Origin of the sequence: Bacillus sp. RE35 (assembly GCF_052146655.1) — a bacterium.
Classification (GTDB): Bacteria; Bacillota; Bacilli; order Bacillales; family Bacillaceae_G; genus Bacillus_A; species Bacillus_A cereus.
Window position 1 is genome coordinate 3004289 of the sequence record NZ_CP197377.1, and the last position, 25015, is coordinate 3029303.

Sequence of the window (25015 nt, forward strand, 5' to 3'; positions counted from 1 at the left end):
CTGAACATTACTCCTATTCAATTGTAATAACAAAAATAGGTGACTATCAATATCGTTCTATCTATAGGATGTATAGGTAAAACCAATCTATTTTATAGTGAAAACAACTATAGTTACGACCTATACGAATTATAGATAATTTAGAATTGATTAACGAATCAGTTTTCAAATACTATAAATTTGTATAGCACTTCATGTTCTGTGAATGCTGCTATAACCAATATTATTGGTCAGCTTAGTTATAAACGAAGAAACTTATGATAGTATCCGACTATTTAAACTTTCTTCGATTACTTAATTTTTAGGAGGAATACATAATGACTGATCTCTATTCTCGTATTAACAAAGATGATGCTGTTGTGCTTTTAGTAGATCATCAAACTGGTCTTATGTCCGGACTAGTACGTGACTATGGTGTTGATGAATTCAAGAACAATGTTTTAGCTCTTGCTCATACTGCTAAGTTTTTTAATTTACCAGTTATTTTAACAACAAGTTTTGAAAACGGGCCTAATGGACCTTTAATGCAAGAATTGGTTGATCTCTTTCCTCATGCACCAAAAATAGCTCGACCTGGACAAATTAACGCATGGGATAATGATGATTTTGTAAAAGCAATCGAAGAAACTGGAAAAAAACAACTTATCATCGCAGGCGTAGTTACGGACGTTTGTGTTGCTTTCCCGGCACTTTCCGCTATAAAAGCTGGATATGAAGTATTTGCTGTTACTGATGCTTCAGGAACTTTCAGTAAACAAGTTGCAGATGCTGCCAATACACGTATGGCACATAGTGGCGTGCAACTTATGAACTGGTTTAGCGTAGCTTGCGAATTACAACGCGATTGGCGCAACGATGTCGAAGGTTTTGGCAATTTGCTTGCTAGCAATCTTCCAGGCTATCAAAATATAATTGGAAGCTATAGAGGAGCTCAGCGAGATCTTAGTAAACAAAATGCATAAATGTATCTCAAGGAAATAGCTTTAAATCACCTTTTTTAAAGTAGATAGTATAAATTTAGTGCTGATTAAATCAGCACTAAATTTAAATTAAAAAGTATAGTAGAGCTTCAATTGACAGAAGATACATTACTTTCAATAAACAATTGAAAAAGGAGCGTTTTATTATGAGTAATTTAGAATTGTTAAATCCGGAGAACAGTGCCTTAATTTTAATTGATTTTCAACCTCAAATGACTTTTGGAGTTGCAAGTATTGATAGACAAACATTGATTAATAACGTTATGCTACTTGCTAAATCAGCAAAAACTTTTAACGTACCTACTATTCTTACTACAGTTGAAACACGCAGCTTTTCTGGTTATTTTTGGCCACAAATTCTTGATATATTCCCAAACCATGAAATTATAGAACGTAGTTCAATGAACTCTTGGGAAGATCCGAAATTTGTTGAGGCAGTTAAAGCAACCGGTAGAAAGAAATTAATATTTGCAGCACTTTGGACTGAAGTTTGCCTTGCATTCCCTGTGCTTGAAGCAATTAAAGCTGGCTATGAGGTATATGCAGTTGATGATGCTTCAGGTGGTACTAGTTTGACAGCACATAACGCTGCTATGCGTCGTGTAGAACAAGCTGGTGCAATTCCAGTGACAGCAATTCAAGTTTTACTTGAATACCAACGTGACTGGGCACACAAAGACACTTATGATGCTGTAATGGAGATTGTAAAGGAACACACTGGTGCTTATGGTCAAGGTGTAGAATACGCATATACTATGGTGCATGGCGCGCTTCCAAGCAGGAAAATATGAAACAAGAAGGAGTAGCTGTCGAAGAGACTTATACAGGGAACACGATGGATGCTGGCAATCCAGTAACAACCATTGTTACATGGGAAATTCAAGAAGGTAGAGAAAAACAGTTTGAAACATGGAGACATGAAATTGAGGCTGCGGCTACTAAATTCCCAGGACATTTAGGTGTAAATCTAATAGTCCCAAGTAACGAATCCAGAGAGTATACTGTTATTTTTCGCTTTGATACGTATGAGCATCTACGTACTTGGCAAGAATCAGATGTTCGCCGGGATTTGTTAAAAACGGCGGAGCAATTTCAAGCCACTAATCCAACTTACAAAACTGAAAGCAGTTTGGCTTATTGGTTTGTTACTCCGAAAACGCCAGTTCCACCGCCAAAATGGAAAATGTCTATCGTTACCCTTCTGGGTGTATGGCCTCTTAGCATGTTAGTTCCTAAAGTGATAGGACCTATTATAAAACATATGAATCCTATTATGTCAGCTTTTTTTGTTTCTGTATGTATAGTGTCCTTGCTATCATGGGTAGTCATGCCGATTTTCGGTAAATTATTTCATCCATGGTTACAAAATAATAGAAAGTAGACGAGGTGTGAACATGAATTTACCGGATATGATCTTATATAACGGAAAAATTACTACCCTTGACCCTTCTCAGCCTGAGGTATCTGCTATCGCCATAACTGATGGTTTAGTCACTGCAGTAGGTGGAGATGAGCTTCTTAATAGTGCCACGGAAAAAACAAAAAAAATAGACCTTAAAAGAAAGAGAGCTATTCCAGGCCTGAATGACTCCCATATACACGTGATTCGTGGTGGTCTGCATTATAATATGGAATTACGTTGGGAAGGCGTGCCATCACTTTTTATTGCTCTAGAAATGCTCAAAGAACAGGCAAGGCGTACACCTGCTCCTCAGTGGGTAAGAGTAGTTGGAGGTTGGTCTGAATTTCAATTTAAAGAGAGACGGATGCCAACATTAGAAGAGATTAATGCTGTTTCTGAAGACACGCCTGTCTTTGTGCTACATCTTTACGATAGAGCACTTGTAAATCGTGCAGGGCTACGTGCACTGGGATACACGAAAGATACTCCAGACCCTCCAGGCTGTTTAATTCAGCGGGATAAAAGAGGTAATCCAACGGGCCTTTTAATCGCTAACCCTAACGCTTCTATTCTTTATTCAAGTTTGGGTAAAGCTCCAGTACTTAATCTTGACGACCAGATTAACTCAACTCGCCATTTTATGCGTGAATTAAATAGATTAGGTATTACAAGTGCCATCGACGCAGGTGGTGGTTTCCAAAATTACCCTGATGACTACAAAGTTGTTGAACATTTAGCCGAGAAGGAACAATTAACTTTGCGTATTGCTTATAATCTATTTACGCAAAATCCTAATCATGAATATGAAGACTTTGCTTCATGGGCAAAAATTGTTTCTCCCGGTCAAGGAAATGATAAGTATAAAATGAATGGTGCCGGAGAAATGTTAGTATTCTCGGCAGCCGATTTTGAAAAATTTCAAATGCCACGGCCCGAACTAGCTACAGTAATGGAAGCCGACTTAAAGAAAGTAATTTCTCTATTGGTGGAAAACCGTTGGCCATTCCGTTTACATGCAACTTATGACGAGTCAATCACACGTTTCTTAAATGTATTTGAGGAAGTTAACAGAGAAATTCCTTTTAATGGGCTACGCTGGTGGTTTGATCATGCAGAAACAATCTCAGATCGTAGTATGGAACGTGTTAAGGCTTTAAATGGCGGTATTGCCATCCAAGACCGCATGGCTTTTCAAGGTGAATACTTTGTTGACTTATACGGAAAGGAAGCTGCAAAGCATACTCCTCCGATTTATCGTATGTTAGACCTTGGTATACCTGTTGGCGCCGGTAGTGATGCAACCAGGGTTTCCAGCTATAACCCTTGGGTTGCTCTTTACTGGATGGTTGCTGGAAAAACCATTGGTGGGCTTTCCATATACGATGAAAAAAATAAACTTGATAGAAAAGTAGCCCTGGAATTATATTCAAAAGGAAGTGCGTGGTTCTCTGGTGATGAAGGTAAAAAAGGAACCCTGGCAGTAGGTCAGTTTGCTGATATTGCTGTATTGTCTGCTGACTACTTTACTGTGCCGGAAGAAGAAATCAAAGACCTTGAATCATTGCTCACCATTATGGGTGGGCAGGTTGTTTATGGAAATAATGAATTTAAAAACTTATCACCTGAATTGCCGCCAGCATCACCTGATTGGTCACCGACGGGCGTTTATGGTTATGGTGGTGCTAACCTAGCCAACACTATACTTTCTCACGATTCCCATGATAACAAGTTACATAGTTGTAGTAACCCTCTCCATCAACACACTCATACCGTAATAGGAAAAGATGGAACTAAATGGGGTATTGGTTGTACTTGCTTTGCTTTCTAAATCAAAACCACCGGTATAATGCCGGTGGTTTTCTTTCTACAATACGGATATATAAATTCAAAATAGCAGTGTATATCCCTACATGGAATCTGTTACTATGCGATAAGACCGAAGAATTGATTGATTAACTTAACTTGTTTTTGATAGCCTTCTCTCCTTGCAAAGTCTGTCCTTTTTTCTTTAATTAAAAGTCAATGGTATCCCCCTTTTTGATCGACTACACCACACATATAAATCCACTGTCCTTCGACTTTAATATAGATTTTAATTTTTTCAATTGTTACACTAGGATCATTATTATTTCTATTACACTGATACTTTTTGAGAATCATTTAACTTCTGCATAAAGATGCGTGCTGCAAAACTTAAAAATTTATCATCAAAGTGTATAAGATTAATATCTTGACTTGGTGTTGGATCAGTAATACGAACTATGCTCAAAGTATCATTATTAACAAAGTTAACCAGTGAAAGAGGTATTATGGCAACACCATGTCCATTGTATACAAGGCTCAATAGAGAAATAGAAGATTTTGTTTCTATATTTGCTTCAGATAAAGATAACCCTAAACTCTCACAATATATCTTAATAGATTCACGACAACTACATGAAACCATTACTCTACTGAGCCCTACTAATTCTCGAAAAGAAACAAATGATTTTTCATTCAAAGGATGATTTTTGGGAATTACAAGGACGAGCTCTTCACTATACAAAAGGGTGTTTGTTAATGTGTCTGGAATTTGAGCACTACGTGTAATCCCGAAATCAATATTTTTGTCAACGATTTGATTTACAGCAACTTCGGATTCTATAATCTTTACTACAATGTTGGGATAATGTTGTTGAAACTTCATAATATAAGGTGTTAAATAAGTGAGATCCTCTAATAAACCTCCTATAGTAATCACACCTCTTTTTACACCCTTTAATTCAAAAATTTCATTATAAACGTCATCAAATTGTTGCATGATAAATTTTCCTTTATCAAATAGCAGCTTACCCGCTTCTGTCATTTTGATACCTCTTCCAACTCGATGAAACAAGGGTGTATCAAGTTCACCTTCTAAAACTCGTATTTGTTGACTTAAAGTCGGCTGTGAAATACCTAGAACTTCCGCAGCTTTAGTAAAACTATTATTATTACAAACTTGAATAAAATACTCTAAATGACGTAATTCCATTCTTGATACCCACTCTCCGCTTTATGAAAGATTTATAATTTAAAGGACGATATGTATACATTAACATAACAACTTTATTTCATATTATACCGATTGAAATTACACTCTTTATTCATTTTGTATTATAATAAATTTACTACCATTTATTAATTTTTCCTCCTATTTATTTAAATTATATTTAATTAGGACATTACTAATTCGAGATATATTTCTAAAGATTTATAGTTCGAGTGCATAATACCCTAATTTTTTCAACTTTTCGATTATCATTTTTTTCTCAGTATAGTCCAAACCACCAAATATTTGCTGAATCGCCTCTTTATGCTGAGGAAAAATAATATCCATTAGTTCAATACCTTCTGAAGTAATTGACGCATACGTGACACGGCGGTCTTTAGGACATGGTTTTCGTATTAAGAACCTCTTCTTTTCCAACTTATCCACTACATACGTGATACTACTACTTGCAAGTAATATTTTGTCTCCAATTTTTTGTATAGGCTGATCGCCTTTACTATACAGTAGCTCAAGCACTGCAAATTCAGTTGGATTAAGTCCATAACTTTTTATATCCTCTTCAATACGCTTAGTAATTGACTGTATTGCCCTTGATAATATAACAAATAACTTTAAAGATAAGCTCTCATCGTTAATCACGCTCATAATTACCAATCCTTTACAAGTTATCTTGAATTCGAGATTCATTATATTATCGTCAAAATATTATGTCAATCATTCATTTTAGCTTTATCAATCCATTTATAATTTATTTCTCAACATATGACATATGGAATTAGAAGAAAACAATTGTTACTATATAAGTATCTCAATTACGTTATTTCTTTTAAAGAGAGCTTGTTTTTAATCGCAAGTTCTCTTTTGCCATATTCTAAATTGAATCCGGACAAATTTCAGAGTATATGATATAGTTTTTAAACAAAGATTAGAGCTCTCCTACAGGAAGGAGAGCTCTAATCTTTCATATAAATATTCACCATTTTTATCATTGCGAGGACATCAAAACTTTAACTTGATGGGGATATGGTGCTATCTCAATTAATAAATATTACAAACCATATATCTATCATATTTTTTATAAACAGGATTAATTAGATTTAAAAAAAGATTTCTTTTTCTTTACTCGTAATAAGTCACCTGTCCATCCTTTGAATCGCATATACATATACATACCCGCTGTTGTGAAAATAATAAATAAGAGAGCGATTAAATAGCTATATTTCCATTCTAGTTCAGGCATGTATTTAAAATTCATACCCCATAATGCTCCTAAGGCTGTCAAAGGCGTACTCACAGCAGTTAATACAGTAAGAGCTTTCATAATTTCATTCCCACGATGAGAAGAAACAACTTCTTGTAAATGAATCATCGTGTCTAATTCTTCTTGGTACTCTTTAACAAGTTGTAATCCACGCTCTAATTTTACGTGTGTTTGTTTATAACAAAGGGTGTTTGTTAGTTTTTCTAACCAAGCTTCTTTTAGGCCTTGTAACACTTCTTGTATTAAGCGAAACACATGTGTGTTCATAAATAATTCATGACGAATATGATAAATCCTTTCTAAAACTGCTATGTTATTATGATGATAAAAATCCCATAATACATTTCTGAAATTGTTTTCAAAGTAGTCAACCTTTCGCAAATAATGAGATATAAACATTGATAAGATAGCACATAATCCTTCAGCGGAACTATTACAATTTTTTGTACCAATAGGGAAATTATGTATTAATTTTTGGAAATCCTCTTCCTCTTTTTCCTGAACTGTTATCAGTATTCCATCAGCTACGAAATAATGAAGAAATTTTTGAATTTTGGCGTCCTTTTTATCTTGATCATATAAAAACGAACCATATACACAAGTTTGACTTGGTGATAACGTATAAACATATAATCCATTTTCACAAGGAGAACTTATTTTCTTTACAAATTGAGCGAAATAAGATGTTACATCACGAGGGATTATAGAAGAAAGTTTTTCAAGCTCACTAGTTTTCACATGATACCAACTCCATTTCGTCATTTTTATGCATTCCATATTATTCTTCCTTTCTAAATAGTTTTATGTTTGATCGAATCATATCCGTAATACGAAATTTGTATGTAGGTATTCATGTCTTGGAGGAAGAGTTTTTAGATCATCTAAATTACAAAATAAATAACATAGGAGGTCTTATTCTTTTAAAAGGAAGACCCCCTATATATTAGTTATTTTTATTTTCAATTTTAAACATTTCCTCTATACAATCACTTTTTATCTTTTCTTATAAAGAATTTATTATATGTGGAAAAGAAGCTACATAATTTGGCACGTCTATTCAACGAACTCCATTTCATTCGTTATTATAATTTGGATTCATATGCAGATTGATTGGTGATGTCCTCAAATACTTGACTCCCAATAATGTAGTATCCATGGAGTGCAGCCTCTTTCGAAGCGTCTACCATACGGAAAGAAGAAATTTCACTTTGCATTTTTTCAATTCGTTTTTTGTGGAGATCTACTATTCCTCCTGTCCAAATAATAGTGTTATACTGTTCTAACTTAAATTGTTCTTGTAATACACGCATGACGTCTTGGAAGTGTGCATCCAACTCTTTTTGAATCAAAGTATGAACCTGACTTGCCTCATGATTTTCTTCTCGACATTCATATCCTTTTTCTAATATGTTTGGCATGTCGTTAATATGCAATTGATTACTTTCACCCTCATGATTCTGCACCATATTCTTAATATTTTTCAAAGGCTTGCTACATCCTAGTTCCGCCTCATAATGATTTAAAATGACATTCTGTTTCATATCTGTCATTTCTACTGTACGAAATCCGCCATCAATAATTAAGATGCGATCTCGTTCCTGAATGATTCCCTCTTTTAAGAAATAGGCATGTAAAGCGACCGGTTGCTGAAGAATCAAAGCATTTTCCACCGTAATATGAATAAATTTCCCATCAATTTGTACGGAAGTTTCTTTTTTTAGTGCACGTTGTAATTGCTCATGCTGACTACCAAAACAAGTAACGGGGAGCCCGGTAACAACTAGAGGTAACACGACATTTTCTTTATAATCCTTTGCAATGCAACCAAATATTTGTTGTTTAAATCGTTCGCTTTCATAATAATTTTCTATTTCTTCGTCAAATGGAGGAAGAAACGAAGCGTCAGATTGATGTGCTTCATTTCCCATGTAGTATGCAAAATCTAAGTCTATAAAACTTACCTTTGTTAAATCTTCACTTTCAGCATGATTAGGTACAGGGGCTAGTGTGGAAGCTTCACTCTTGATTGTCATCTCAGAATCTACATCCTGTCGATATGCCCTTTTGGTAAAGCCAATTCCTACATCAATTGCATACAGAGATTTCATACTTTTTTCCTCACTTTCTATTTTTAGAATTAAATCTAGGCACTCTCTTCTTTCCCTTCTTTCACATATTTCTTTTCATTTTTCGTTTTTTCCCCGTCTAAGTTCTTACTATTTTCATTTATTTCGTAATCCTTTTCACCTGTTTTCTTTTTATTATTTTCGTTTTCTGTTAAGTCTTTAATGGTAGAAATGACAACTGGTGTGGCTGTAAGCAGTTGTGGTAATGTTTGTTTTGCAACATTAGCTGCAGTTACAGAAAATTGTTTACTTGTCTCAGTTACCTTCTCCAATGTTTCCTTTATGTTTCCTTCTTGTAGTTTTTCTTTTACGCTTTTTCCTTTTGTTTGTATAGCTTTCCGATTTTCTTTTTTTAATAGGGAGACTATGACTCCGGTCGTAATTCCAATCACAGCATATTTAAATATTGTATGTTTCATTTTTCTCATCCTTTTCTATTTTTATTTTCTTCCATGCTACAAACTAAAATAATTCCCTTACCTATTTATCAGATGTTGCAATCTATTACAGAGAATGATAGTTTTGCGGCTGCCTAGCATTCGCCATTGGTACTTCAGCTGTTACTAGGAGTAAAATCTTCCCTTGATCTAGTTTTTCTTCATATAAGTTAGCTTCCTCCTTCGACAACCCCATTTCTTCCATTTGTTTTCGAAGTTCGTCCCCTTTTTTGGAGAAAAAGTTGATAATACTTGTTCCCAATCCTTGTTCTTTTACTCCAATCGTATTTGTGTTTGTATCATCCGCAATCCTTTTTGTTATATGTTTTTCATGTGCTAAAACATAAATGTCATCGTGGCGAACCCCTTGCAATTCTAGCTCTTTTACTTTCATAACTACTTCCTGTTCATTTTGATATTCATAAACTACCGTTTTTCTTTCATTCGTATGCATGGTATCTTTCCTCCTTTAGATTTTTTATTTTTTATTTAGTTGTTATGTAATATGTAATACACCTATTTTAAAGATGTTAAACCTAAATTTTCAAAAAATTTCATACAATAGGTTATTCATGTTTTTAATATCAAAGAAATGTCACAAGAACTTTGCTTTGATAAAAGCGCTCCAAATAACGATTTGTTTGGAAGGTAAGCCCATTGTTTTATAGAAATCATAGAAAAATAAAAAAGCACTCCTTTTTAAAGAGTGCTTTTAAAAAACATATAACCTAATCAAAATATTTCTATTTTGATTACGGAAAGAAAGTTTTTATTAAAACATATGGTTGCTAATTTAATTGCGATCTGCCTTGCACCCAAGCAGCAATATCATTTATAACATACTCAGGGATATTAGCAGGACTATAATATTCATTTGGCTTACTTATTTCCCCTTCACCCTCTGTAAAGAAATGATTTAACTTTGGATACAGTCGATAATCTACGTTATCTCGTTCTTTTAATTGTTCTTTCCAAAGAGGAATTTCAATTTTTGATTGAACTTGATAGTCTCTTTCTCCTTGAATAATAAGAAGCGGTGTCTTTTGTTCTTTTGACATTTCTGCCGCTTTAATTTTCCGTATAGAATCCCAAAATACTGCTGACCCTAAGTAAAAATCTTTTGGGGGATTCTGACCAGAGAAGTTGGGATCATTTAATAATTCAAATTGCGATTTGTAGAATTTATATTGATCCAGGTTCATTGCTCCAATAGAGAAAAGGTACTCAAATTGATCTAAAACAACGTCTTGGATCGTACGAGCTGGCCCTCCCATTACAATTGCTCCAGCAATATTTTTATTTTGGTCTTTTTCAATCATTTTCGGAAGCATCATTCCACCTTGACTATGACCAAGAATATATATTTGATTCTTATTTATTAGAGGCTCATTTTTAAGAAATTGAGTTACAAGAAGAGCATCATCTGTTGTCTCTTTATCAACTGTATAAAAGGGACTGAATTGTGTTTTCAACCCATGTTCATACGTTCTTTTATTATAGCGAAGGACAGCAATTCCCTTCGATGCAAGACCTTCAGCTAAATCGCGAAATGGTTTTAAAGCAAACGCTGTTTCATCCTGATCAGTTGCTCCTGATCCTTGAACAAGAATAACCGCTGGAAAAGGCCCCTTTCCTTTTGGAACCGACAATGTTCCTGGTAATGGAAATGCACCACTTCCAACTACTACTTCTTTATCAACAAATGACTCAGGCTTACTATATGATGGACGCTCTGCAACAGGACTAAACGACATGCTGAGTTGAAAATCGTCTATTTTTCCAGATGGATCTAGTTTAATTAGTAAAGGTACAGTCATTTTTTCAAAAACTAATTGAATCTCCACATTTGTATGAACAGGATTTGTCTCTTTTTGTGTAACCTCTCCAATTTCTATAAAAGAACCTGCTTGTAATTGCACTGGGAGTCCCCCCCAATAGCTCTTCAACCATTCTTCGGATATTATTTTCTGTAATGACCTTGAGGTTAAATCAAATGCAGATTTATAATCTTCACTATTCATATGGCGAATAAATGAAAGAGTAGTAGATATAATAGGATTTTCATCATCACTATTGTCTACTTTTTTTATAGTTGTGTTTGCTTCCTTTAATTTCGAACTAAATTGGTAGTTAAACGGATAGTTATATGTATCAGGATATAAGCTTGTTTTCAATACTTCCGTATTCCGTCCCTCATACAAACTTGAAGAACTCGTAAAATTTTCAGGTGAAATTACTTCCTCCGCATATGAGACTGAAGGAATTGCTATTGTAAAAATTGCACTGACAAGTAATAACTTATTACTTATTCTTCTTTTCTTACCCATAATTATTGATTCTCCTTCCAAAATTTAAAATTTCTAATAAAACATGCCAACTATAAGGAAAATAAAAATTATTAAAGAGATTAATAATCTATTTTACGCTCCCCCCTAACTAGTTAAAAATCTATCATTAACAAACTTCAATAAAAAATGCCTTCCCCCTCTTTTTTTTATCATTGGATTTTTCAGTGACATAGAAGCGCAGCGCTGCATTACATGTAACTGACCCATGGGGTTCTCTATTCTAAAAGAAAGCAGCACCCCACAAGATACTTTCTTTAATTGTTCTCACTCTAATTTATTTAGATAATTCTCTTATTACTGTAAGATACATTTATTCTAAATCCTAAAACTCACTTATTTCTTGATAGGTTCTTAAGAAATATCAAAAAATAAAGAAAAAAGTTATTTGGTTATTCATTCCGCAAGCTTAATGCTCAAGTTAGTTTTTTTCACACGGTTAAACTTTATTAAGAAAACCTTAAGAAATTTCCCTCTATATTTATAAGAATTTTTTTCTATACTGAAGCATGTAAATGAACAAGAGGAGAAACGATAATGAGAAAATTTGTAATTTGCATATTAGGAATAGGCCTTCCTATATACTTACTACCTTTCATATTACGCGGGGATTTAGACAGATTTAATCCGATTGCTGAAGAAAAAAATGTATATGCCGTTGCGAAAGGATATGGTGTTCCGGATTATCATCAAAAAGGAAAAGCTATGTACTCACTAAAAGCTGTTGATGAATTAAGCAATGAAAAAGAATATAATGTTGGAACGAACACGCCTAATGATTTTATAAGAAAAACTTACTTAAAAATTCATGTAAAAGGAAAGTATGTGTATTCTTACGATATTATTTCTAAAGAGGATATTCCGGAGAAAATAAGGGGACAATTGGAGATAGCAAATAAATAAAAGAGCCAATTCATACGAGTTGGCTCTTTATTCTCTCTTCCATCTACCGCTGGGAGAATTCTTTCGGTAGATTTATTAAATTCGTTATCATTGTTTCAATAACCATTCTTCAATTACTTTCACTGTTTCATCTCGTTGTCCTTTTGGCGTAATTAAACTCGCATTATCACCTTTTTGCTCACCGTACATGCCAAAATTAGCATGATTCCCCCCTTTTATCATGTGCATAGTATTATTCTTTGACATTAACTTTTTATTGTTCTCTATTTTTTCTACAGTTGCTAAAGCATCTACTTCCCCGTAAATTGATAACATTGGAATCGACTTAGTAGAGAAGTCATCTGCAGGATACGAACCTAAGAAAATAATCCCGTCTACCTTTTCTTCATGTTGAAAGGCATACCTAGAAATCATAGCTCCACCCATTGAATGCCCAGCAACATACCATTTTTGAACTTCCGGATACTGTTCAATTACACTATCTACCTCATTTATTCCAAATATCGCTAAATTTAATGGTAACTTAGGCATTACTACAAAATGCCCATCTTTTGCAAGAGCTTCTCCTAAGTAACTATAAGCCTCGGCTTCTACTTTAGCTCCTTGATAAAAAATAACTCCTATTTTTGCATCTTTCTCTCCAAAAACTATATAATCTGCATCTTTTTTATCATCTACTAAAGACAAAGCCTCTTTCGTTGGTTTATAAGTAAACTGAGACCAAGTTAAAAAAGTAATACTTCCGATCATTAAAATACCTACTACAGAGTACAGAACAATTTTTATCCATTTCTTCACACATATGACCTCCCTAAGATGTGTATATTCTATACTTTAGATTATCATTAATAAACATAAAAACTCGAGCATTTTCTTTGTGCTCAAGTTTTCATTTACGTCTTTAATTTATACTATAAATTGTCCAAGATAAATATGTAGCAAATGCAGACCATAAAAAATATGGGATTAGCAACCATGCCGATACTTTAGATAAATTGGAAGAAAACATAATGAGAAGTAACGTAGTAATAGCGACTAGTAAACAATCTACTGTTGCTAAAAATAAATTTTTTTCACTAAATTGAAAGTAGCTGAACGCTTGATTACATATATAATTTAAAAGGAATAAAAACCAAAATGTTTTTGACTTGAATCCATAGTTGTTGTAAATAATTGCAACTGATAATGCAATAAGTCCAAATAATACAGCCCATATCATTCCGATTGTCATACCAGATGGTGTCCAAGACGGCTTTTCTAACACATCATACCAAGTACGATCAATAGGGAATAAAACACTAGAAACATAAAACAAACCATATGTTAGTAAAAATACTATAATACTAGATTTTTTCATAAACATTCTCCTTTTTACTAGAAGATTATAGAAACTTTATATGATTAGTATGTCCTTGTAATGGATAAAATTCTAATATTAAAATTCAAAATACATATTGTTTAACCTATTTCATACAAATTCTTTCATACTTTTATATGCACAAAGGGCTCTCTCCCGTGCTGCCTTATGATCAACAATCGGAAAAGGATATGTATCCCCAAGTTTTATATTGGATTTTTGTAAAATATGCTCAGGTGCTTCCCAAGGCTTATATATATATTTGTTTGGGATATCTTTTAATTCTGGTACCCATCTTCTTATATACTCTCCATTTTTATCAAACTTTTCTCCTTGTGTGATGGGGTTAAAAATACGAAAGTACGGTGATGCATCTGCTCCACTTCCAGCAACCCATTGCCATCCCATTGTATTATTTGCAATATCAGCATCTAGTAGTGTATCCATAAACCATTTTGCTCCTTCTTGCCACGGAATTAACAAATGCTTTACAAGAAAAGAGGCTACAGCCATTCTTGCCCGGTTATGCATAAAACCTGTTTGCCATAGTTCTCGCATTCCCGCATCAATAAACGGATAACCCGTTTTCCCCTTTTGCCATACTCTTAATAACTCCTCTTCCTTATTCCACGGAAAATGTTCAAAGCTCTTATTAAGAGGTTTATATACTGTAAATGGATAATGATATAGTAAATAATAAGAAAACTCTCGCCAAATTAATTGACGTATAAAGCTATTAACTTGTTTTTCAAAAAGACTACATTGTCTTTCGGTACTTTTATTTATTAAGTAATGAAACATTAGCTTTACTGATATTTGACCAAATGAAAGATACGGTGCCAACATCGAATGGACATTTTGACCTGGAAAATCTCTTCCTTCACTATAAGAGACTAGTTTACTAGAGAAAAATTTCTTGAATGTTTTATATGCCCCTTCTTCTGTCGGATCCCATATTACTTCCATATGAGATGTCCACGGTATAGTCGGCAACAATTGTAATTCTGAAACAGATAAGCTTGCTGGTAAAGAGTTTCCCCACTTTATACTCTGCACTCTGCTAAAAGGTTTAGGTATTACCTGCTTTTGAAATGCATTGTAAAAAGGCGTAAACACCTTATATTCAGTGTTATCTTTCTTTTTAATAATCCACGGTTCTAATAATAAATGCGAATTAAATTCTTTACAGATAATACCTTTATCCTCTAACATCATTTTCATTTTTTGATTAGATTGTAATCTGTCCGGATCATAACAAATATTCCAATATACAGCCGTTATATCTAATTGCTCTATGAGAGAAAGTATTTCTTCCTCCGTACGTCCTTTACGAATTATTAAAGTAGAGCCCAATGCCTCAAGTTGCTTCTTTACATCTATTACAGCATGGTGCAACCACCACTTTGACGCACTTCCTATTGAAAAAGTTTCCTCTTGTATATATACAGGAAGAACCTCACCAGACTGAACAGCCTCAAATAGAGCTGGGTTATCATATAAACGAAAATCTTTTTGAAACATAACAATAATTTTATTTTGCATGGCTATCCTTTCCCATTCTTAAAGCAAAATTCATTCTTTATTAGAACAAATACTTCTGTTATTTTTAAATGATTATAAGAATCATTTTTTGTAATTGCAAACAAACTCTTCTATTCTTTAATGGATTTTTCCAACTCTTAATAAAGATAAAAATATAATGCACTTTGTACTTATCTTAAACTCTTATAAAATAAAAAAGAAAATGGAGAGAAAGATGAAAAAACAATTTTATAAACAATCAAACTTAAATACATCTATAGATTCAACAATCCTATGGACTTTTCAAAACCAAAATGCCATAAATACACTTTTGAATGAAGGTAAGCTTATAGCCGATCCTATTTTTGTTAGTAAAGAAGATTGCACAGCATATAAATACATTGTAAGACACATGAAACAGAAAGGTATTGACTTTATTATAGATTTACCCATTTGGGCATGGCATTCATGCAATGGTTACCAAAAGAAGCCTACTTATGAGACTGCAAGAGAATTACTATCAGATATTCAATTAGAGAAAGAAATATACCTCATCGAATTCACATGTCCTAATTTTTTATTCATGTTAACAAACTATAGCGGATGGTGCGACATTTATTTTAAACTTACTGGCAATCCTAAAGCAAGTGTAACAAATGATGAAGAAAAATACTTATTTAATCTTTACCCTACCATTGAGGAAGAATGGGAATATCATCATATCCAAGCAACTCTACCCTACCTAAAAAAAGAATGGATTATACAAATAACTGAACTTAGTAAAATGAATGGATTTAACAAATAATATTGTTTATGAATGCTTTATTTAAGCATTCATAAACATAACAAATAGTCACATGAAACTAATACATTTAAAATAGCTTTTTTTATAATGGAATCCTAAATAAGCTCCTTACTACTATGATTTTGTATACATGCAGTTTACTCATTTAGTTTTGGTCTAGTTTGTAAATATAAACTCAAATCTGGACTTGAACCGTTAATAATTATATCTCGAACAATTTTAGAAAGTACCATACTATAAACTAATCCATTATCTCCATACGCATAGATAAAGTGACAATTTGGAAACTCTTCATACATTCCAATTATAGGTAAACCATCATGAGTACCACCATAAAAAGCACTTAAATAAAATTCAGGTTCAACTGTTATATTGGGAAAGAGCTTATTAAATTCATTCACTAATTTCTCTTTTTTATGGATTAATTTTGAATCTCTTTCTTGAGCAATGTTTGTATCTTCATCTAATCCACCTATAATAATCCTATTATCTACAGTAGTTCTCATATAAATATATGGTCTCGCAGTTTCCCAAATGAGAGTGCGTTTATACCAAGAAGATAAATCTTCCACAGGATTAGTAACAATTGCATATGAGCTAATCAGTGTAGCGTTCTTTTCCTTTTTAAATTCCAATCCTTCATATCCTGCAGCCACAATTACTTTATTGGCAGTAATAGAATTGCCCTCCTTTGTATAAAAGATAGCACATTCTTTCTCTAACTTTTTGCCAACAATCTCTGTATCTTCATAAATGTGAACTCCTTTATTAGAGGCTTGTTCTAATAAACTATGTGTAAATTTATAAGGATTTATTTCACCATCATTATACGTATAAATAGCTGCACGTTTTTTAAATGGATATCTCTGTCCAATTTGTTTTTCTGATAACCAAGCCGCTTTAAAATCATGCTTATGTAAATAATACAGTTCCTTTTCTAATTTCTTTATATCCTCTTCATAACTTGCATAATATAAGCTGTCACGTCGTTTAAAGTCAGAGCAATAAGGCAAGTTTTGATCAGCATATTCAATATCATTAATAGCTTGTTCACATAATTTCATATGCTTAACTGCATACTCTTCCCCAAATGTATTTACAAGTTCATAAAACATCTTATCACCTAAATATTGAATAAGTGCTGTATTTGTAAGGTTACTTCCATGTCCTACCTTTCTTTTATCAACGATAACAATATTTAAATCTGATTCACTCAAATAGTATGCTGATTGAGCACCCGAACTTCCTGCTCCTATTATTAGTACGTCACATTTTATATCTTCGTCCAAACGAGGATAAGAAGGTGTATTAGAAAAAGTCGTGTTCCAATATAATTTCCCTTTCTGTAAATCCATTTTAATTGCACCGTCCTAAATAAAATAGTTATATCCCCATCGGTATCTCCAAATCATTCTTACTATATACTTCTTATCAAAATTATCTTGCTATCATGAATAAAGGTTTTCATAAACCTAAAAGCCTTGTCTTAAAAATTTTTTCGAAAAAACGTCAAATAATTTTTTATTTTTATTATAAAAAGAGCAAAAGATCTCCATTTATAGAAGATTTCTTTTACTCTTTTTAAAGGAAATAACTCCAAATATTTAACATATTATAGTATCTACCAAATAAAAGTTGCTTATCTATCGATAACTTACACATAAGAATACATTTGTTTCACTACTTTATTAACAGAAACTTTAACAACCGTTTCTTTTTCCCCTGTTCTATCAATCTTGAAACCATGAACTTTAACATCAGACGGTACTAGTGGATGATGACAAATCATATCTATACTCTTCTCAATATTTTCACTAACATTTTCTTTTCCACTTAGCCATTCATCAAGGCTACCACTTGAAAATTCAGGCATGCAATTTTCAAAGAGATAGTCTAGTTCCCTTTTATTTTTTATGGAATCACGTTGAATTTGTATATTAACTACCTCAGTTTCTTTATCCTCTATTCCTACAACAAAAATTTCTTCAACATTTTCTTGATAAATAGCAATAATAATAGATCTCATTATATCTCCATAAGGATGTACAATTACAGAATCGTAGCTGTGTATAGTCAACATGTTTTCTTGTTGAATGTTAGTTACTTGTTGGATAATAGGCTCTATTTCATGTTTAATGTCTGTTAACAATAAAACTTTTTTATTCTTTGAATTCATATGGAGCACTCCTTCTTCATTATTGTATTTATGCAACTTTTAAGTTAGTAACAATAGTTGATAATTCATTACATAATTGTTACCAGTTTTTCCAGTGTCCCTCTGGATCAACACTTGCAAGTCTAACCCATCCATTTTGAACTTTTTCTCGAAATGTGAAATCATTATTTAGCAAACGTTCTATATATTGACTAGGCGCTTGAATTACAATTAGTAAACGAAGTGGTGAATGATACGTCTCACTATCTGACTGCATAACGGATTGCCAAGGTAAGCCTGGCAACAAATCACTTGCATTTCCCTGCATAACACCTAGACCCGCGGTTACGGTTTGGGTTGTTTTGTTTCCACTACCATAATAATGAGGAGCTACAGTTGAAGCGTAATATTGTAGATTTATCCACTGAGCTACTGTTCCTGGTCCTGCAATAATGTTAGCTAATATATCGCCACTTTCATCCTGTTTCCAATCATAATTATGAAGGAAAGCCCTACCGTCTAAGTCACAATCCTGAGTTAATTCTCGTTGCCCGATAATAAAAGATGCATTACGAGCTAATCCCCATTCTGGACGTATTTCACTCCAATCTTCTGCAAATCGATGTGCCTCTTTACTCGCATTTTTTATTTTCGTTTTAAAATTTGGTAATTGCGTTAAACGCTCTCTATTTGCATGTTGGCTCACATTTGGCATAATCGATTCGATACAATCAAATGCTTCTTGCGCAGTTTCCGAAAGTTCTGGGACGTAAATCCATTCCAATTCGTCCACTGTTGTTTTATGTTCAGCTGCTGCAAAAATGGTATCCTCAGGAATTTTAATACCTTCCACAAACAACGCCTCTCTCACTTCTGGGAGATTACATAAAGTAGCAAAAACTCTTGCATTGAATCCTCCTGCTGCTCCGCCACAAGCACCACACTCAAGTGCTGCAGCATAAGGATTGTTCGTACTTTGACTACTATGTCCGCACATTACAACTAAAGGAGCAAATTTTTCTGTCAGTCCCACCATTTTTAAAGCTTGACGCACATAGTTCACTTTTTCTTCTTTCGTAAAACCGATAGGTATCTCCCCCTTTGTGTCATGAACATGATTAAGCGAGAATGTTGTATCAGGTTTTTGTAACATAGTTTTACGAAGGTTACGAATGAAACCACCAACTCCTCTTGGGACAAAGCTTCTTGTCACCATCTGTAGACCAAGTAAAGGACCACTTAACTCAGGTAGCGCCATACTTGTCAGTACGTTCTGTTTCATCGTTTTAAAAGTATAACGTACCGAACTGCCTACCCTCTTACGTTGCTCATAAGATTTAAGTTCATTTTCATTTGTGAGCTCTTTTATTTGATGTTTCGGTTTGAGTATAACTGGCAAAGAAGGATGGTTGTTATTACTACCTAGTTCACTAGTTGCAATTGGTAACCCAAAGAAACCAGCTATTCCAAATGTTTCAAACGGACCTAATTTTTCAAGGTGGCGACGAAACGGTTCTGAACGTACATCAATACAGAATGCTAATTGAGCTAATACACGCTTTTTATCATTGGTTGCACGTTGTGTAGAAGCAATCTTCTCCCTTAATTGCTCTGCATGCGTTTGTTCCCAAGCTTCCAGCCAAAGTTTCTTGCGAATATTTTCATCAAAACGATAAGCGAATACTAATAATTCACTTTGTTCAGTAGCAGGCATTTGTAACCATTCCCGTGTTGAAATATTCCCCCAATAGATCCAAGAAGCTATAAGTGGGACGATCGAAACTTTTTTCTCAACCTTTTGATTTTTTAAAGGTAAATAAGGTTTTACAATAGCCAGCTCCATAGAAATTCGAACTGCTAAATATTCTATGAGAAGTTCCTGTTCCTGAATTGATTGTTGTGAGCGCCATCGTATCATTCCTGCCCACCCAGGCAAAGAAAGTAAGTGCCCTTCAAGGTAAGATTGTATGTTAGATTCAGAAATTCCTAGTTCAGATAATGCTCTCGCTAAAGCTACTTCGGCATCTTGTGGCCAATTTTTTAAAACTTTACGCTCATTTTTACTGAGCGCTGGATCAAATTTAATAAGGTGTTGCCATGCACGATAAAAACCTTTCTCTCGATTTGGCATCGTCCAATTTGATCCGGATTCATCAAGATATAATTTACACCATTTAATGATATGATAATTAAGAACATCAGATAGGTTTTCACTATTTTGACTCTCTATAAGCGAACTTATTGGCTGCATAACAGAGGCTTGCATACTTGCTGTATTTATATAATTCATTTCTTCTGCCAATTTATTTACTTCTGGCGATGATAATAGACTAGAAGGTAATTTTTCTAACTTTAAAGCTGCTTGGCAAAATCGCTCTGCTTTCTCTCGCGGAATATGAAAAGATTGTGAATCCAGCCAACGAGACAAACTCATTTGTAAAAATGATTCCTCAATCTCACCTTTCGCTTTTGCCGAATGAATCATGGAGGCACTAGGATAAATATCCACATTACGAGCTTCTTTTAACCAATTTGCGACTTGTTCAAATGATTGCTTTTCAAGTCCCATCCAAGGGTGGTGAGCTGCAAACGTAGAGATAGGCCAAAGTGGCGCAATAACTCGGCTAGCAGATGCAACTAAATCATTTATATTATTTTCTTGCATATCAATGTTTGTATCTTTCTTTAATATTGACGGTATGCTCATCACGAATTACCTCCCTTTGATACATAATGTTTCAGATAGCTTGGGTGACTTTCTACTGACTTTCGTCTCGCCTCACCTACTCGAACTAACCAAAGATAAAGTACAGCGAATAAAGTAGAAGATTGATGACGAGTAACGAAAGTACTAATAACACTACTAAATAGTAAAATACATATAACAAAGATAACGGCTGGAGCTGAAGGTTGAACACTTTGATAAATATCAGTATGCAACCATTTATAAAGAGAATTATGAACGGTAAAGTAAATGAGAGAAAATCCAATCAAAACAATTACGCCAGCAATTCGTCCCATTCTTCCCTCTCCAAAAACAACAAGCTGTTTCCATGAAAAGTATAGTGACCAGCCTAAGATTAACGCACTAACTAGTTGATACCCCTCTCCAGAAGTCATAAACCAGAAAGTAATTGCTATAAATAATCCTAAAACACGCCCAACTATAATCCATAAATTGGACATCTTTTCATTAGACTGATTCACTACCCCAAAACGTTGCACGGAAGAACCAGCTTGTAAAAATAGTGTAGCTTTAAACAAACCATGTAAAATTAAATGAATAATAGCCGCTAAATAGGCGCCTAATGCACATTGAATAAGCATAAATCCCATTTGTGCAATAGTTGAACCTACTAGCTGACGTTTATAATCAACTTGGACTAAACTAATTCCTGTACCTATTAAGATAGAAATACTAGAGAAAATTAGTAAAATTATTTGTGCAATATCATCATGAAAAAGAGGTGAAAATCTAGTTAACATGATACCGCCAGCATTTACTAAACCCGCATGCATAATAGCAGAAACAGGAGTTGGAGCAACAGCAGACTCAATTAACCATCTTTGAAAAGGCCATTGTGCTGCTGGAATCATCACCGCTAATATAATTAATAAGTTAATTCCTGTTCTCTCCAATGTTCCATGTAGCACTACATTTTCATTCGTTAAAACTGATGTTAACTGCCACTGTCCTGTTACTTGAAAAAGCCAAATGATAGCTGATAGTAAGGCAATCCAACTTATTGTAAATAGGTAGCTAGAGATTTTAGTTGCTTCACTAACTACTTTCCACCCTTTATTTAGCCCTATAAGTAGAACCAATCCTATAAGCGTTACTCCCCAACAAATGAGCATTAAGCGAAGATCATCACTTAACCATGCAACCGAAGATATACCTGTAGTAAATGTAAAAAGTGCAAAGTATTTTCGATATGAACGATCTCCCATTAAATAACGTACAGAGAAACGCTGAATGATTAAACCAATTGTAAGAACAAAGAAAGCCATTAACCAAGCTAAAGTATCTAGATGCCAAGGCCCCACAACTCTATCTCCATTGTTATTAACAAGTGCGAGTAAAGAAACCAATGAAGGTAAAGCAGCGATACCAATATGGATATGAACAAAACGTAAAGGTATCCTTGCATGTAAAAATAATAATCCACTTAGCCAAGAAGCACTAAGCGCCATAAAAAATAAAGTTAACAGTGTTGATGAACTCAGCGAAATTAACATGTTAAATACTCCCTTCTAAGCGAAAATAGCCTATAAAAATTCCTTTTCATTACGATAGTTTTTTAAATTTCAATTTTCATTCACTCTTTTTAGTACATCGTTTTTTCCCATAAAAAAAACCGACAACTTCCATAATTCAATGATTTTATATCATCATTGAATTATGGAGATTGTCGGTTTCACTTCAACTAACTTCAATAAAGTTTTTTGAAGAGCTCCCATTTTATAGAGGATAGTAATGTATGTATTACTCCTATTAAAAATAACAGTATATCTCTGATCTCCTAGATTATGCAATCAATATATCAATTTATGTTATGCGCTATCTTTCAATTAAGAAACTTTTTCATTTAGTCAATATTACATATTAAAAAAATGCTAAAGCCTTAATTATAGCAAACAGTTAAAATAAGCATCTATTAATTTTTTAAAACAATTATAAGATAAACTATATTAAGCAGTTTGTCAATTTATTTATCAGTTTTTTTGAGCGTTATTCCAATTAAAATTCAGTATACGTAAATAATTTCAAGTTATTAATTATTATCATGTTAATAAATTTAAATAAAGCGCAAAACTTTTAGGTTTCTTAATTATCTCCCACTAACCCTACGATGGTTTTAATTTTTAAAATTTTTCCTCAAGATTATGAAACAATTTAAAAATCATTACTCGTTCACCAGTACGGGAGCTTATATCCGTATGAAAACTTTTCACTTTTTCTCCAGTTAATTCTAGTATAATCTCTTTCAAATCTTCAATTCCAGATTCAACTAGCTCCGAACGATTTTTCTTTATCGTTAGCATACCGTCTTTTGTTTCGCAAACCGTATATTCAGCTGGCGTTAAAATACCTTGTAAATTTACGATAATCATATCCCGTAATATATCTGTCTTAACGGATATAGACCCGCGTCCTAGGTAGTCCTTTTCCCAGTGAGTAATTGCTTTGCTTATCTCTGATTCAATAGAGCCTTTTGAGTTTTTCATCTTTGTATCCTCCTTCAATAAAATGTAATTACATTTATAATTACAATAACAATATAATAATCTGGATTGATTTTATTTTCAATTATTGAGAAGAATTTATAGGAATCGTTGTCATGTATTCTTTAGTATTAAGGTGAATTTTTATATTGTAATATGCATTTTTTGATTATCCCCCGACAAAATACTCTTACTATAAAGACTCTGTTGCATAGATTTCAAAAAGGACATTCCGGAGAAAATAAGAAAACTCTTGTAACGTAATATACAAACAAAAAATCCTACACTTATGAATAGGATTTTTCTCTTTTTATATTAGTCAAAAAACTAAAAGTATACCTGCCCTCCAAACATATTACCGATTGAGTTTATGCATATTTCCTTCGAATTTTGCCAACCACCAATAACAGTAAAGGAATCCCTAGCTCATAAACGGGAAATGCAATTGGAATTACGAAAAATATGTAGTAATAATGGGTAAATGTTTGGATATTTTTAACTGACACAGCTATGATGAACGAAATAGGAGCAAGAACTAACGCTACTTTTCGCCAATCCTTCAAATGAAATATTTGTGCTGTTCCATAACAAGCGATAAACATGTATAACGCCAATTTCACAAAAATACTAAAAAACCAAATAATAACTATCAAAATATCCACATTTTGAATGAACTCCATGACAGATATGTATCGGCTCAAATCGTAAACCGGATACAAAAAACTTGAAGATAAATTCGGACCGAATGTTAAAATGACCGCTAATGTTCCAATCGTTACCATGAAAACGGCTAATCCTACCCCCAACATCGCCCTTGATGACGCTTGCTCTGGTTTATCCATAAAGAAAACGAACATCATCATCATAACAGCCTCTCCAAAAAATGCGGCTACAGGAGTATAGGAACCTTTAAGGATTGGAAGCCAGCCAGAATCGTGATAAATAGGCCGCATATAATCCCAATTCATATTGCCAACATTCAAAATGATTACAAACGTTATCATTAAAAGTACAATTGGCCCTATGATTTCACTTAAACGTCCAATTCCTTCCACCCCTCCTTGGTAAATGATAAAAATGAGCAATAACATCGCAGTAAAGACAATGACCCACAAAGGTGTATTATGAAACAAAGCGATAATAATGAATTCACCAAATTCACGGACGGTTATCCAAATTATCATGTACCACCCAAAGAAGTAAGGAATCATCAGTAGCTTTCCTAGCCATTTACCAAGAATAGTTTGACTAAATTCAATGAGAGTTTGTTTCGGATAAAGCGAACCAAGTGTAGTTGCCAAAAAAGTAAGAGCAACCCCTATCACTCCTGCAATCAAAATCGAGATCCACGCATCTTGTTTGACAGTACGAATCGTCGCTGGAATAACTAGAAGGAGTGATTGTCCCACTTCAAATGTGAACATCATCCAAAAGATTTGCCTGCCAGAGATTTTCATCGAATTTCT

General features: G+C 33.6%; 22 protein-coding genes. 6 read left to right on the forward strand and 16 right to left on the reverse strand.

All coding sequences use genetic code 11. The features are described 5' to 3' along the window. Nucleotides 1–317 precede the first annotated feature (317 nt). The 4 genes from ycaC (at nt 318) to ACTL4X_RS15520 (ending at nt 4210) form a co-directional block, all read left to right on the forward strand. Nucleotides 318–962 (forward strand): isochorismate family cysteine hydrolase YcaC, encoded by a 645-nt coding sequence (ycaC, locus tag ACTL4X_RS15505; protein WP_000131227.1) that lies wholly within the window; start codon nt 318–320, stop codon nt 960–962. 164 nt (nt 963–1126) lie between these two features. After that, on the forward strand, nt 1127–1771 hold the full coding sequence (locus tag ACTL4X_RS15510) for a hydrolase (RefSeq protein ID WP_000067162.1): 645 nt from the start codon (nt 1127–1129) through the stop codon (nt 1769–1771). After that, nucleotides 1768–2361 carry an antibiotic biosynthesis monooxygenase gene (locus ACTL4X_RS15515; protein ID WP_000806860.1) on the forward strand — a complete coding sequence of 198 codons (594 nt, stop codon included), beginning with the start codon at nt 1768–1770 and terminating at the stop codon, nt 2359–2361. The genes ACTL4X_RS15510 and ACTL4X_RS15515 overlap by 4 nt, the downstream gene beginning before the upstream one ends. A 13-nt stretch (nt 2362–2374) precedes the next feature. After that, the gene (locus ACTL4X_RS15520) at nt 2375–4210 is read left to right on the forward strand and encodes an amidohydrolase (protein ID WP_001052854.1); all 1836 of its coding nucleotides are present in this window, start codon (nt 2375–2377) and stop codon (nt 4208–4210) included. Between the two features lie 306 nt (nt 4211–4516). Here the strand turns inward: ACTL4X_RS15520 and ACTL4X_RS15525 are convergent, their stop codons facing one another. The 7 genes from ACTL4X_RS15525 to ACTL4X_RS15555 form a co-directional block, all read right to left on the reverse strand. Continuing rightward, entirely contained in the window at nt 4517–5395 is an 879-nt protein-coding gene (locus tag ACTL4X_RS15525) for a LysR family transcriptional regulator (RefSeq protein WP_000423188.1), read from the reverse strand. A 219-nt stretch (nt 5396–5614) separates the two neighbouring features. Continuing rightward, nucleotides 5615–6058 (reverse strand): MarR family winged helix-turn-helix transcriptional regulator, encoded by a 444-nt coding sequence (locus tag ACTL4X_RS15530; RefSeq protein ID WP_000111421.1) that lies wholly within the window; start codon nt 6056–6058, stop codon nt 5615–5617. A 442-nt stretch (nt 6059–6500) separates the two neighbouring features. After that, nucleotides 6501–7451: a magnesium transporter CorA family protein gene (locus ACTL4X_RS15535; protein WP_000388924.1), complete on the reverse strand. Its 951-nt coding sequence runs from the start codon at nt 7449–7451 to the stop codon at nt 6501–6503. A 305-nt stretch (nt 7452–7756) separates the two neighbouring features. Beyond that, on the reverse strand, nt 7757–8782 hold the full coding sequence (locus ACTL4X_RS15540) for a ParM/StbA family protein (protein WP_000839443.1): 1026 nt from the start codon (nt 8780–8782) through the stop codon (nt 7757–7759). A 35-nt stretch (nt 8783–8817) separates the two neighbouring features. Further along, nucleotides 8818–9219: a hypothetical protein gene (locus ACTL4X_RS15545; RefSeq protein WP_000683216.1), complete on the reverse strand. Its 402-nt coding sequence runs from the start codon at nt 9217–9219 to the stop codon at nt 8818–8820. 85 nt (nt 9220–9304) lie between these two features. Beyond that, on the reverse strand, nt 9305–9691 hold the full coding sequence (locus ACTL4X_RS15550; RefSeq protein WP_000557319.1) for a general stress protein: 387 nt from the start codon (nt 9689–9691) through the stop codon (nt 9305–9307). A gap of 334 nt (nt 9692–10025) precedes the next feature. Next, complete coding sequence (locus tag ACTL4X_RS15555) at nt 10026–11564, reverse strand: alpha/beta hydrolase (RefSeq protein WP_318346391.1); 1539 nt, start codon at nt 11562–11564, stop codon at nt 10026–10028. A gap of 555 nt (nt 11565–12119) precedes the next feature. Between ACTL4X_RS15555 and ACTL4X_RS15560 the strand changes: the two genes are divergently transcribed. Beyond that, nucleotides 12120–12485, forward strand: coding sequence for a YxeA family protein (locus ACTL4X_RS15560; protein ID WP_001225224.1), 366 nt, complete (start codon nt 12120–12122; stop codon nt 12483–12485). 87 nt (nt 12486–12572) lie between these two features. Here the strand turns inward: ACTL4X_RS15560 and ACTL4X_RS15565 are convergent, their stop codons facing one another. The 3 genes from ACTL4X_RS15565 to ACTL4X_RS15575 all read right to left on the reverse strand — a co-directional run bounded on the left by ACTL4X_RS15565 (nt 12573) and on the right by ACTL4X_RS15575 (nt 15384). Beyond that, the gene (locus ACTL4X_RS15565; protein WP_318346390.1) at nt 12573–13283 is read right to left on the reverse strand and encodes an alpha/beta hydrolase; all 711 of its coding nucleotides are present in this window, start codon (nt 13281–13283) and stop codon (nt 12573–12575) included. A 103-nt stretch (nt 13284–13386) separates the two neighbouring features. After that, nucleotides 13387–13842: a TspO/MBR family protein gene (locus ACTL4X_RS15570; RefSeq protein WP_069358100.1), complete on the reverse strand. Its 456-nt coding sequence runs from the start codon at nt 13840–13842 to the stop codon at nt 13387–13389. A 111-nt stretch (nt 13843–13953) separates the two neighbouring features. Then, a complete protein-coding gene (locus ACTL4X_RS15575) occupies nt 13954–15384 on the reverse strand; it encodes a cryptochrome/photolyase family protein (RefSeq protein ID WP_001179972.1) in 1431 nt (476 codons plus the stop codon). Nucleotides 15385–15598: 214 nt separating this feature from the next. On the opposite strand from ACTL4X_RS15575, the gene ACTL4X_RS15580 reads away from it, so the two are divergent. Continuing rightward, entirely contained in the window at nt 15599–16168 is a 570-nt protein-coding gene (locus tag ACTL4X_RS15580; protein WP_000743889.1) for a DUF3841 domain-containing protein, read from the forward strand. 137 nt (nt 16169–16305) lie between these two features. Here ACTL4X_RS15580 and ACTL4X_RS15585 read toward each other — a convergent pair whose 3' ends face one another. The 6 genes from ACTL4X_RS15585 to ACTL4X_RS15610 all read right to left on the reverse strand — a co-directional run bounded on the left by ACTL4X_RS15585 (nt 16306) and on the right by ACTL4X_RS15610 (nt 25006). Beyond that, the gene (locus tag ACTL4X_RS15585) at nt 16306–17523 is read right to left on the reverse strand and encodes an NAD(P)/FAD-dependent oxidoreductase (protein ID WP_000365635.1); all 1218 of its coding nucleotides are present in this window, start codon (nt 17521–17523) and stop codon (nt 16306–16308) included. A gap of 299 nt (nt 17524–17822) precedes the next feature. Further along, on the reverse strand, nt 17823–18344 hold the full coding sequence (locus tag ACTL4X_RS15590; RefSeq protein ID WP_001086256.1) for a carbonic anhydrase: 522 nt from the start codon (nt 18342–18344) through the stop codon (nt 17823–17825). 79 nt (nt 18345–18423) lie between these two features. Beyond that, complete coding sequence (locus ACTL4X_RS15595) at nt 18424–21030, reverse strand: DUF2309 domain-containing protein (protein ID WP_000026969.1); 2607 nt, start codon at nt 21028–21030, stop codon at nt 18424–18426. Beyond that, entirely contained in the window at nt 21030–22562 is a 1533-nt protein-coding gene (locus ACTL4X_RS15600) for an NADH dehydrogenase subunit 5 (RefSeq protein WP_000908919.1), read from the reverse strand. The genes ACTL4X_RS15595 and ACTL4X_RS15600 overlap by 1 nt, the downstream gene beginning before the upstream one ends. A 627-nt stretch (nt 22563–23189) precedes the next feature. Then, entirely contained in the window at nt 23190–23552 is a 363-nt protein-coding gene (locus ACTL4X_RS15605; protein WP_000798162.1) for a DUF2294 domain-containing protein, read from the reverse strand. Nucleotides 23553–23917: 365 nt separating this feature from the next. After that, nucleotides 23918–25006, reverse strand: a complete 1089-nt coding sequence (locus ACTL4X_RS15610) for a GerAB/ArcD/ProY family transporter (protein WP_000703146.1) — start codon at nt 25004–25006, stop codon at nt 23918–23920. Between the last annotated feature and the right edge of the window lie 9 nt (nt 25007–25015).